General features: G+C 59.0%; 15 protein-coding genes. 10 read left to right on the forward strand and 5 right to left on the reverse strand.

The window, feature by feature from the left end; all coding sequences use genetic code 11:
- Positions 1 to 649 precede the first annotated feature (649 nt).
- On the forward strand, positions 650 to 979 hold the full coding sequence (locus tag ACQRAG_RS08010) for a hypothetical protein (protein WP_303951409.1): 330 nt from the start codon (positions 650 to 652) through the stop codon (positions 977 to 979).
- Positions 980 to 1,362: 383 nt separating this feature from the next.
- On the opposite strand, the gene ACQRAG_RS08015 is transcribed toward ACQRAG_RS08010, so the two are convergent.
- The 4 genes from ACQRAG_RS08015 to ACQRAG_RS08030 form a co-directional block, all read right to left on the reverse strand.
- A complete protein-coding gene (locus ACQRAG_RS08015; protein ID WP_329968598.1) occupies positions 1,363 to 2,094 on the reverse strand; it encodes a hypothetical protein in 732 nt (243 codons plus the stop codon).
- 95 nt (positions 2,095 to 2,189) lie between these two features.
- Entirely contained in the window at positions 2,190 to 2,960 is a 771-nt protein-coding gene (locus tag ACQRAG_RS08020; RefSeq protein ID WP_427804084.1) for a hypothetical protein, read from the reverse strand.
- A 10-nt stretch (positions 2,961 to 2,970) separates the two neighbouring features.
- Positions 2,971 to 3,285: a hypothetical protein gene (locus tag ACQRAG_RS08025; protein ID WP_427804085.1), complete on the reverse strand. Its 315-nt coding sequence runs from the start codon at positions 3,283 to 3,285 to the stop codon at positions 2,971 to 2,973.
- A gap of 26 nt (positions 3,286 to 3,311) precedes the next feature.
- Positions 3,312 to 3,857: a hypothetical protein gene (locus tag ACQRAG_RS08030; protein ID WP_302556673.1), complete on the reverse strand. Its 546-nt coding sequence runs from the start codon at positions 3,855 to 3,857 to the stop codon at positions 3,312 to 3,314.
- Positions 3,858 to 3,957: 100 nt separating this feature from the next.
- Between ACQRAG_RS08030 and ACQRAG_RS08035 the strand changes: the two genes are divergently transcribed.
- From ACQRAG_RS08035 to ACQRAG_RS08075, 9 genes are all read left to right on the forward strand, one after another.
- Positions 3,958 to 4,221: an XRE family transcriptional regulator gene (locus tag ACQRAG_RS08035; RefSeq protein WP_297231046.1), complete on the forward strand. Its 264-nt coding sequence runs from the start codon at positions 3,958 to 3,960 to the stop codon at positions 4,219 to 4,221.
- A gap of 69 nt (positions 4,222 to 4,290) precedes the next feature.
- The gene (locus ACQRAG_RS08040; protein WP_427804086.1) at positions 4,291 to 4,767 is read left to right on the forward strand and encodes a phage regulatory CII family protein; all 477 of its coding nucleotides are present in this window, start codon (positions 4,291 to 4,293) and stop codon (positions 4,765 to 4,767) included.
- A 60-nt stretch (positions 4,768 to 4,827) separates the two neighbouring features.
- Positions 4,828 to 4,989 (forward strand): hypothetical protein, encoded by a 162-nt coding sequence (locus ACQRAG_RS08045; RefSeq protein WP_204626380.1) that lies wholly within the window; start codon positions 4,828 to 4,830, stop codon positions 4,987 to 4,989.
- An 8-nt stretch (positions 4,990 to 4,997) separates the two neighbouring features.
- Positions 4,998 to 5,513: a hypothetical protein gene (locus tag ACQRAG_RS08050; protein WP_297231050.1), complete on the forward strand. Its 516-nt coding sequence runs from the start codon at positions 4,998 to 5,000 to the stop codon at positions 5,511 to 5,513.
- Positions 5,514 to 5,515: 2 nt separating this feature from the next.
- Entirely contained in the window at positions 5,516 to 5,794 is a 279-nt protein-coding gene (locus ACQRAG_RS08055) for a hypothetical protein (protein ID WP_329967881.1), read from the forward strand.
- A gap of 33 nt (positions 5,795 to 5,827) precedes the next feature.
- Positions 5,828 to 7,003 (forward strand): DNA cytosine methyltransferase, encoded by a 1,176-nt coding sequence (locus ACQRAG_RS08060; protein ID WP_329967883.1) that lies wholly within the window; start codon positions 5,828 to 5,830, stop codon positions 7,001 to 7,003.
- A gap of 62 nt (positions 7,004 to 7,065) precedes the next feature.
- Entirely contained in the window at positions 7,066 to 7,374 is a 309-nt protein-coding gene (locus tag ACQRAG_RS08065) for a hypothetical protein (protein WP_297231051.1), read from the forward strand.
- Complete coding sequence (locus ACQRAG_RS08070; protein ID WP_297231054.1) at positions 7,371 to 7,799, forward strand: hypothetical protein; 429 nt, start codon at positions 7,371 to 7,373, stop codon at positions 7,797 to 7,799. Before ACQRAG_RS08065 ends, ACQRAG_RS08070 begins: the two co-directional genes overlap by 4 nt.
- Entirely contained in the window at positions 7,796 to 8,065 is a 270-nt protein-coding gene (locus tag ACQRAG_RS08075; RefSeq protein WP_303898559.1) for a hypothetical protein, read from the forward strand. Before ACQRAG_RS08070 ends, ACQRAG_RS08075 begins: the two co-directional genes overlap by 4 nt.
- On the opposite strand, the gene ACQRAG_RS08080 is transcribed toward ACQRAG_RS08075, so the two are convergent.
- A complete protein-coding gene (locus ACQRAG_RS08080) occupies positions 8,043 to 9,386 on the reverse strand; it encodes a tyrosine-type recombinase/integrase (protein WP_418735640.1) in 1,344 nt (447 codons plus the stop codon). The two genes, ACQRAG_RS08075 and ACQRAG_RS08080, sit on opposite strands and share 23 nt — an antisense overlap.
- Positions 9,387 to 9,500: the final 114 nt, after the last annotated feature.

Raw genomic sequence — 9,500 nt, forward strand, 5'->3', positions numbered from 1 at the left:
GCGTGGAAATTCGTCCAAGAGGGCGATGGACGTCATCCCGCGTTCCGAATGACGCAATGTGCCGGGCTCTACTTCGATGAACACCAGACGGAATGCCAGGAGGACTGCTCCAGCTGCAAGCACCGCCCGGGGCGTTGCATCCGCCTCCATCCTGTGGATCCGTATGCAGCAAAGCGCAAGCAGATGTAGCAAAAGAGAGCCGGGGGAAACCCCGGCTTTTTATTAAAAAAATGAATAAAATCAGCAAGAAAAGACTTGTAACCCATCTGGGAAAGAGCGAACACACAGACATGCCGAATGGCAAAAAACAATAAAATACAAGAGGTTGAAAAATGTTCCTGCCTGAAGTTGAAGCCAAGATGAAAGAATGCCCTTTTTTGGGTGGACAGTGCAAAGGAAGGGCCTGCATGGCCTGGAAGCCCGCTGACGCGAGCGATAGGGAGAATCCCTTCCGGGCGGCCGCATGCGCCGAGATCTACCGCGACGCGAATGGGGAAAAATGCGATGGCAACTGCAGGCGCTGCAAATATGGCCCTGGATGCTGTGCCCTCATCTACCCTGAGACGCCCATCCAGAGAGCGAGAAGGGGATCGTAGAATCGTGGGGGGACTCTCCCCCCCACTCAGAGCTATCTATCTGGAGGTCATAAATGCTGGAATCTCAGAACCCGTGGTATGGTTTTTTTGGATCCGTGGGAGAGCCCGCAGAGGTCGCTTGGCCGATTGCCTTGACCCTCATCACGGAGGCTACGCACTGCGATGAGGCCGAGGTCAGGGATTTTTTGGATAGCCGCCATGGCCGCCAGTTTGCCGATACCGTTCGCTGTTATCTTGATCGTGGCCATGCACTCGAGCAGGCCGTGGCCGAGGCTGTGGCCGAATGGCAGGGATATCGTGTGGGCAATGCCACGCGCCGGGCATACGGCATCCCCGACGGAGCTGACTACCTCACAGGCATGGTGCTCACCTGTGCATGCTAAGGCAGGCAACCTCTTTTTCCCCGCTCAGGCGGGGATTTTTATTTTTAAGAATTTCCTGGTTCAAGAACCAGTTCTTGCAGCCTATAAAAGTCTGTGCTAGGCCATCGGCGGGCGCATCCTCCTAAAGGAGGGTACTCCCATGAAACACTTCCTCCGGGACGTGCTGGCTGCCTTTGTGGCCGCCGTCCTTGCGGCCTTGGTGATTCGCTTGTTGAACCTCTAAGACGCAAGTAGCCCGGTAGGAGGTGCAACTCTTACCGGGCCAAAACTTGCGATCCAGTTAATCGCGGGGGATGTGCCCACGGCGGCGGGTGTTAGCGCACCTGCCGCCTTCTTTCTTTCTAGCCATTCCCACGCCACTTGGCAAGCCCCGAAAAACGGCGCTACAGGCTGGACGGGTCTTTTTCTCCCTTCAGGCAGGCCAGCACCCCCGCGATGAAATCTTCCGGGGGCATGTCGTTATGGGTACAGGCCTCCCAGTCCGGCCAAAATTCCTCGCACTCCCCGTCCAGCCAGTCGGCGACATCGGCCGCAGAAGATGCCAGGGCTCCCTTGACCAGCGGGTGGTCCGATTGCAAAAGTCCCACGATGGTTTTGGCACGTCCCTTTTCCGGCAGAGGATTGCTGAGGCTTTCGCAGAAGGCGGCGACCATTTCATCAAGCCCCCCATGCCGCAGGGCGAACGCCATGCAGGGATGCTCCTGCTGCATCTTGTCGAACAGGCGCATCACAGCCACGGGGTGTTTGGACGCGCACTGCTGGAAAAAACACTCCTCGATGGCCTCTGTCAGCAGCTCATGGTCGGCAAGGGGGGCCGCTTCCACCAGAGCATCCAGTCTGTCCAGGACAGCCTTGCCGCACGACGTCGCATGGATTGTCTTCTCAAAGGCAGCCTGATAGCGCTCATAATTTTCAAAAACGCCGAAGCCTTCGTTTGCCTGCACGTCAAGGCAAAAAGGACAGTCCGGCTCCGCAGGCTGTCTGACGTTTTTTGCAGGGGCCTTGATGGGGGGGCGTTTTTCCGGCACAGGCACTTGGGGAACAGCATATTTTTTGCGCTGCCGGATGAGCCAGACCACACCAAGGACGACAAGTAACAGCAAGACAACTTCCATAGTCGTTTCCCTAAGTTAAAATCTGGCTAGCTATCCAGGAATATGTTGCTTTTCAGTGTATAGTCTTTGCATATGAGGAAACTGGTGGGCTCTTACTATTTGGCTTTGCGAAGATCGTCGTAAAGCGGCCTGTCCACAAAGATTGGCTGCAATGTGCCATCTTTGTCCATTTGGCCGACAGCCACCGGCTTGCACATCCCCTGCACAAAGAACTTGCCGTAATGAATCTTGCTGCACAGCAGCAGTGCCGCATTGTCTTTGTTGACTTTGGCCAGATCCAGACCGTTCGTGTCCTCAAAATAGGCGTGGAAAAGTCCCTTGAGCTTCATGCAGGGCAGATCCCTGCCGTCAGAGTAAGTCCCTGTGGGGGAGTAGCGCTGCCGGCCGAGGCTATCCACCTCGCCCCAGACAAGAATCTCTTTGGCGGACAATTCCTTTTCGGCAGCAAACTGATTGCCCTCAAAACTCTCCATGAGCAGTTTCGGTGAATATTCGCTGATGCCGGATGGCCACACATTGGGCTTGGGGGCTTCCTTGGGCTGTTGTGCCGCTTTGCCTTTTCCGCTGAAGGCATTTTTGATCATGCTCATGCCTCCAATCAGACCACAGGCGCTACCGCCCCAGACGGCAGCCTGCAAATCGGTCAGCTCTTTGCCGAATTCTTTTTTGTACTTGGCCTTCATGTATTCCACCAAGGCTTTTGTCTCCGCCTCATCCAGCGGCATGGCGTAAGGCTTGCTGCCGGACTGCTCCACGGCGGCTGCCATCTTTTGCATAAGCTGCTGGCCGTCGGTCTGGGCATGGCCAAGGCAGGGGAATAACAACAAAGAGACAGCCAACGCACAAATTTTCTTGAGCCTCATCATTTTCCCTCCCTTACTTGGAACGCAGGTACTGCAAGATGGCAGGCATGCCGAGAATCACGTCGCCCCAGACCCACAGCTTCAGCCCTGCTTCAAAAAGGATACGATTCTGCCTGCCCAGCTCGGGATGATCCCATGAGTTAATCATCGGCCCTATGTTGAAAAGAGCGTACAGCAGCATGAGGGCATTGAACAAAACGAACAGAAACCAGAACAGCTTCGCCCAGAAACGGCTCCGGGATGAGGTGATATGATAGCCACAGCGGGGACAGGTTCCTGCCTCGCTGCTGATCTCCCGCTTGCATTCCGGACAAAGGACAAGCGCCATTTTCCTCCCCTCCTACTGCCGCCACCCTACAAATGGGCAGCACTGTCGCCAATGCGGGCAGGCGCGGCCTTGGGGGCGCCTGCGTGCCCTTCCTTCTGCCTGGTCAGCAGCTCATCCTGCAACTGGATGATCTTTGCCTGCGCCGCCAGCAGCTTTTCCTGCAACTCCTGGATCTGGCGGCTGTCGGCCACCGGCTCCCGCTTCTCCCCTTCCGCCCGTGCGGCATCCACGATGTAGGTCAGCACATCGCCCCAGGTCCCGCCCGCTTCGGCGGCCATGGCTTCGGCCGCGGCCGCGATCTCCTGCAGGGGCACCGGCCTGTCCAGGGGCGTGCCGTGCCCGATAAGCATGGGGCCTTCGCCAAAATACAGCCATTGCCGCGACAGGCGCGGAAAGGCCTCCAGCATGGTGGGCAGCAGCGGCCACAGGTTGTGCTGGCGCTTGGCGCTCAGGTAGGCGTGGAAGGTGCGGTACTGGACCCCGATCATCTCCGCGAATGCGGGCAGGCCGCCGAAAAATTTTCCCGCCGCCGTAACACGCTCGTATAATTCAGAATTATTTGTTCTGTTCATTTTCATCTCTGAATCTGCGTTGACAAATATGTATGAATCATACATATTTTCCCCACATACATACACATTCAATATCCCCGCCGAACAAAAAGAGGATTTTATGCAGCAGTTTATCTTAACCCCCACAGGCAGGCAAGAGCAGCGCTTCCTCAAGCTCAAGGTCTGGATGCTGGAGCACGGCATCACCTTCGAATCTATTGGAAAATTCCTCGGCATATCTGGCCGTTCCGTCAGCAAGAGCTTGCGCAACGAGCGCATGCCCGTGCGGCATCACCGTGTCCTGCGCTACCGGCTGGACATCCCCGTGGAGCTCCTGCCCAGGGCCGAGGATGTGCCCACCGGCCCCAAGCCCCGCACGCGCTGATCCGCGTCATTGTCTCCGCATATCGCATTTTCGATGAATGAACCACGCAAACAATAACGAGATTTTCGCATGAACCGTCCTCCCTATCCTTCGCTGACGGCCGTAGTCCATGGCATGGTCAAGGCGGCCCCCTCTGGCCTGGATGCCCGCACTGTGGCGGACCTGGTGGGCAAGCCCTACCCCACCCTGATGAGCGAGCTCTCGCAGCAGCCCGGCCACAAGCTGGGTGCGGAGCTGCTCCTGCCGCTCATGGACGTCTGCGAGAGCGATCTGCCGCTGGTCTTCCTGGCCAGGCAGCGCGGCGGTGCATTCGTGTCCCTGCGCCTCCCGGATGACGGGCCGGTGCAGCTTGTCACGGGCCTGAGCGTCAGCATCCGCGAGTTCGGGGAATTCGCCGTGGCGGCGGCGGAGCAGATCGCGGACGGCAAGATCACGGCGGAAGAGCTGCAGGAGATGCGCCGCCTGAGCCACGAGGCCGTGGAGGCCATCATGCAGCTGGTGACGCTGGCGGGCGAGGTCCATGACCGCCAGCTATCCCCCGAATAACAAAAAAGGCCCCGGGCGCTGGTACCGCCCGAGGCCTGAACCCTCACAAAGGAGAGTGCTATGTCCCAAGAACTGTATGCAAAGCCCGCGGCCTCTGTCAAGACAGCCAGCTATCTGGTGCGCCTGCGTGGCCTGCCGCCCCAGCGCCTGAGCATGACCCATCGTGCCCTGCTGGCATTCCTGCAGCAGGCTGGACAGCGCCGGGCAGCAGCCGTGGCGTAGGAGGAAGTATGGGCGCTCTGTCTCCTGAAGAACGGGCAAAGCTGCGGGCCGTGGCGGATATGATCCCCGACCTGCCGGAACTGCGCCAGGCACAAAAGTGCAAGGTGGCCATCTCTGTCCTGTTCCATGTCCTGCGCCTCTGGAAGCCGATTTTTGAAAAGGCCGCTCCGGAGCAATACACCAAGATCTGCAAGTGGCTGGCAGTTGTGGCCACGGGGTACGCTGCCCGCGTCAAGAGGCGGCGCGAGGTCGAGTACGCGCTGGAAAAAATGGAGAACCGCCTGCGCCCCTACCTCAAAAAAACAGGGCTGCCGCCTGAGCGCCGAGCTTTTCTGGCCTGCGCCATGCTGGCGGCGGCCCTGACCCTTATGGACGATGCCAGAGCCACCTGTCCGCTCTATGCCCGCACGGGCGCATGGCGCTATGCCTGCCAGACAACGGACACACTGGTGACGGCTCTGATGCGTGCCTTCCCGGGCTGCGATGAGCGCGGGACGGAAATATATTTTGACCTTACGAGGTGAGTATGGACGACGATATCTCCCCCTTCATCGGCCAGAAACGCGCCGATATCCTGCGCGGCGTCAAGGAGTTCATGGATCGGGGCAAGCAGGAAGGCGCCCGCGGGATGATCTGCGTGATGATCGCCTTCGGGGATGCTGCAGGATCGCACCTGAGCTTCCGCTCCGCGTCCGGAGCGCTTTGTATGTCCGAGGTGGCGGAGTTCGGCGCGCTGGCCCTGGGCGAGATCGTGGCGCATCTCAAAAAAGCCCCTCTCGCCGACGATATCCTTCCCCGGCAGTAGGACTGCACAGTAAAGGCGTGGAGGAAGTCTGGCATGCGCTATCTCTCGCTATGTTCGGGCGTCGAGGCCGCAAGTGTGGCTTGGAAGGGTCTTGGCTGGACCCCGGTGGCATTCTCCGAGGTCGCGCCCTTCCCTTGCTCAGTCCTCAAGCATCATTTCCCAGATGTACCGAATCTGGGCGACATGACAAGAATAAGGGGGGAAGTTTGCCGTGGATCAGTTGACCTTCTGGTCGGTGGGACTCCTTGCCAAGGATTCTCCATCGCCGGGAAAAGAGGCGGACTGGCCGACATCCGCAGCGGACTGGCCATGCACTTTGTACGGCTTGTGGCAGAGATTAAGCCTAAGTGGTTTCTATGGGAAAACGTCCCCGGAGCTTTTTTCACTGCGGCTGGACGGGACTTCGGGACATTCATCCGGGCGCTGGATGGTGTCGGGTATCATCTCGCATGGAGAGTGCTTGACGCTCAATTCTTCGGAGTGCCCCAGCGCCGCCGTCGAGTCTTCCTTGTCGGACATTCTTCAGACTGGAGACATCCCGCAGCGGTTCTTTTTGAGCCCGGCTGCCTGCGCCGGGATTCTCCGACGGGCGGAAAAAAGAGGCAGGACGTTACCCAGGCCCTTACTGGATGCCTTGGAGCAGGTGGCGCTGACGATAACAGGGCACAAGCCGGATTCTATGTCCCGGAGATAGTAGGTCAGGCAATGAGCTGCAAATGGGCAAAAGGAACAAGCGGGCCAGCGGGGGACGAGTATCACAATCTCGTTTGTGTCCCGCTGACGACAAAGCCCTATGCTGACAACGACGCTCAGGAATCAAAGCTCGTAATTTCTCAGTATGGAGACAAGGCAGGGGCGCTGACGAGCGAAGGATATGATGCCTCTCCCTGTCCTGACAGAGGGCCGACCATAATCATGCGCCTGAGAGAGAGGAAACCAGGAGGGGGGAAAGGCCCTCTGCTATCCCAAGACAAAAGCCTCCCCCTGGCAACCTCGAATGACCAGACTCTGTTCTATGAGATGAAGGTGCGCCGCCTCACTCCGCTTGAATGCGAACGCCTTCAGGGATTCCCCGATGGCTGGACGGACGTTCCCCACAATGGGAAGCCTGCTTCTGATTCAGCGAGATACAAATCCCTCGGAAACAGCATGGCTGTGCCAGTCATGCGATGGATAGGGGAACGTATCCGGCAGGTGGAGGGGGCATGATGCGCAGAATGAACATGCAACGTATCGCCGGCGATACCCTTCCCCGGCAGTAGGAGGTCCGTATGTCTACCCTGTTGATGGATGCATCCCTCGCCAGGCAGGCCGTGCGCCATTTTGGTCTGGATGCCCAGCTGCAGATCCTGCAGGAAGAACTGGCCGAGGCCATCGTGGCCATCAGCCACCTGCGCCGCGGCCGCTGCGGCTCCCGTGAGGACCTGGTGGATGCCATCGGCGACGTGCTGGTGATGATCGACCAGTTGCGCACCGAGCCCTTCATGGCCGATGAACTCGACGCCAGCGTCGCGCTCAAGTGCGAACGGCTGCGCGCCCTTCTGCCAGCGGAGCCCGTCTCCGGAGAGGATCCGGCATGAACAGCGCTCCGGTGACCTGCCCCCGTCTGGGGCGCGTCATCAGCTCCGGGGAGTGCTGTGGCATCATCTGCAGCACTCCCTCCCGACAGGAGCTGGGGCTCTGCCTGGCCTGCCCCGTGGGGCAACGTCTGGCCATGACATGCCCCTTTTACACCAAGATGCACGCCGTCCCTGACCAGGGAGCGACCCGTCCTGCCGAGGCGGCCCTGCGCGAGGTTTTGCGCTTCGTCCTCCCCCGTTACAAGACGGATCGCAGCTTCGGTTTCAAGTTTTTGTCTGTTGTCGCCCAGGCACAGTTCCACTGGCACGGCCGCCCCGAAGATCTGGAGGGGGCCGCCCGCGACGCCGGGCTTACCATGCGCAAGCGCCCGTGGGGCATCGCCCGCGATGCGGCGCTGACGCGCTTTGTGGAGGTCAGATCATGAGTAATGTCACCCGGATTCCCGATCCACCCCAGCTTAAGGTGCTGGGTTGCTTCCTGGACCAGCTTCCTCCCATGATCGCCAGGAAGGAGGTCAAGTATTTCACCGGCGGTGCCATCAGCTCCAAGAGTGTCTCTAACGATGACTATCTGGGGAATGGCCCCAAGTTCCGCATGAAGATGGGCGACGCTGTCGTCTACCCGACGGCCTTCTTCCTCGCTTATCTCGAAGCCAAAGGAGTGACGCTCATTGTTCCCCCGTCCCTGTAACCAGCTTTTGCCGGGCCAGCTCTGCCTTGGCCAGAGCGGCCCGGCGCTTGTCCATGTCGCAGATATGGAGATAGATCTCCGTGGTCGTGACGCTGGCGTGGCCCATGAGCGTCTTCAGGGCATAAATGTCCAGCCCGGCCTCCAGCATCCGTGTGGCGAACGTGTGCCGCAGGGTATGCCAGACCACCCGGTTGCGCGGATCGGTGACACCATCGTTAAAGCCGAGCTTGTCCATGATGCGATGCATTGCACGCGGCAGGCTGAACGGAGAACGCACATGCCCGTCTGGACCAGGAAAAAGATAACCCGAAGGGATACGCTGCAGGCGTTCGCGCAGCATGGAGAGCGCCTCGGGGAAAAGACGCCCCGCATGGAGGATGCGTGTTTTTCCGCCTTTTGTGGACCGAGCGCTATCTTTTGCTCCGGTAAGCACGCGAATGGCTCCGGTCTCAGGATCGCAGCTTTCGCAGCGCAAGTTGAGAAGCTCCCCGGCGCGCAATCCCGTATCCAGGGAGAGCAAAATCATGTCGTGGATCTCCACGGACTCCCCACGTCGCCCCCTGTAACTAAGCAGCTCCGTGATCTCTGTATCGCTCAGGACGCGGAGTCGGCGGCTGTCCATTTTGGGGAGCATGATAGCGCGATTGCGGCGGCTCAAAATCGCCGGATTCGCGCCGCTGAACAGCATGATGCCTGGAGCGCCTGGGGCTGGCGTCTCCAATGCGTAATTGTAGACCTCCCGAACGGTTTTGAGGATGTGCAAAACCGTCTGGGGAGAAAGCCCGGCTGCGGGATTGTTTTTATTCCGTCCAGAAAGAGGCCGCTTGGCAGCGACAACTCGGCCAAGATCAGCCACGTCCTGCGGCGTGATCTCTCGTGCGAGACGATCTCCAAGGATGGGCAGGATATGAGTTGCCAGCAACTGGACGACCTTGGTATGACTGGCACGATGCGCTTGAGTCCACATGGTGTAATGCTCTGCCAGCTCTCGGAAGGTCAAATCGGCTATCTGTGCTCTACGGGCAAGCTGGGTCTCGCGCTGCTTCTGCTCCTCAGCCATGGATCGCATCTCGCGCAGGCTCTGCGGACGCTTTCCCGTGCGGATATTTTCCTTCAGCTCGCGCAGCAAGGCGACGGCTTTGGCGACCGTCCAGCCTTCGCTGGTCCAGCCCAGCGACTCATGGACACGCTTGCCCTCTCCAACCCTGTAACGGATCGAGAGGCAACGGTCAGGTCCACGGCCATGCTTCCGCGTGGGATGCTCGCGATACAGCACCCCCTCTTTCCCCGGCAACGTATGCCATCGCTGTTTGTCACCCATTTGTCACCCACCTTTTTAGATTCCATGGGCAGTTATGGGTATCTGCTATCACCCGCAAGACTTGAAAATCAAGGGGATAAGTGCTTAAAGGCACTCATGGGCACTACCGTCAGT

The sequence above is a fragment of the Desulfovibrio sp. SGI.230 genome, assembly GCF_050313065.1.
Taxonomy (GTDB): Bacteria; Desulfobacterota; Desulfovibrionia; order Desulfovibrionales; family Desulfovibrionaceae; genus Desulfovibrio.

Excerpts from the sequence above, each read along its gene's own strand:
- ACQRAG_RS08080 (WP_418735640.1), bottom strand. The coding sequence starts at position 9,386 with ATGGGTGACAAACAGCGATGGCATACGTTGCCGGGGAAAGAGGGGGTG.
- ACQRAG_RS08025 (WP_427804085.1), bottom strand. The coding sequence starts at position 3,285 with ATGGCGCTTGTCCTTTGTCCGGAATGCAAGCGGGAGATCAGCAGCGAG.
- ACQRAG_RS08040 (WP_427804086.1), top strand. The coding sequence starts at position 4,291 with ATGAACCGTCCTCCCTATCCTTCGCTGACGGCCGTAGTCCATGGCATG.
- ACQRAG_RS08060 (WP_329967883.1), top strand. The coding sequence starts at position 5,828 with ATGCGCTATCTCTCGCTATGTTCGGGCGTCGAGGCCGCAAGTGTGGCT.
- ACQRAG_RS08070 (WP_297231054.1), top strand. The coding sequence starts at position 7,371 with ATGAACAGCGCTCCGGTGACCTGCCCCCGTCTGGGGCGCGTCATCAGC.
- ACQRAG_RS08055 (WP_329967881.1), top strand. The coding sequence starts at position 5,516 with ATGGACGACGATATCTCCCCCTTCATCGGCCAGAAACGCGCCGATATC.
- ACQRAG_RS08035 (WP_297231046.1), top strand. The coding sequence starts at position 3,958 with ATGCAGCAGTTTATCTTAACCCCCACAGGCAGGCAAGAGCAGCGCTTC.
- ACQRAG_RS08015 (WP_329968598.1), bottom strand. The coding sequence starts at position 2,094 with ATGGAAGTTGTCTTGCTGTTACTTGTCGTCCTTGGTGTGGTCTGGCTC.
- ACQRAG_RS08010 (WP_303951409.1), top strand. The coding sequence starts at position 650 with ATGCTGGAATCTCAGAACCCGTGGTATGGTTTTTTTGGATCCGTGGGA.
- ACQRAG_RS08045 (WP_204626380.1), top strand. The coding sequence starts at position 4,828 with ATGTCCCAAGAACTGTATGCAAAGCCCGCGGCCTCTGTCAAGACAGCC.
- ACQRAG_RS08050 (WP_297231050.1), top strand. The coding sequence starts at position 4,998 with ATGGGCGCTCTGTCTCCTGAAGAACGGGCAAAGCTGCGGGCCGTGGCG.
- ACQRAG_RS08030 (WP_302556673.1), bottom strand. The coding sequence starts at position 3,857 with ATGAACAGAACAAATAATTCTGAATTATACGAGCGTGTTACGGCGGCG.
- ACQRAG_RS08020 (WP_427804084.1), bottom strand. The coding sequence starts at position 2,960 with ATGATGAGGCTCAAGAAAATTTGTGCGTTGGCTGTCTCTTTGTTGTTA.
- ACQRAG_RS08065 (WP_297231051.1), top strand. The coding sequence starts at position 7,066 with ATGTCTACCCTGTTGATGGATGCATCCCTCGCCAGGCAGGCCGTGCGC.
- ACQRAG_RS08075 (WP_303898559.1), top strand. The coding sequence starts at position 7,796 with ATGAGTAATGTCACCCGGATTCCCGATCCACCCCAGCTTAAGGTGCTG.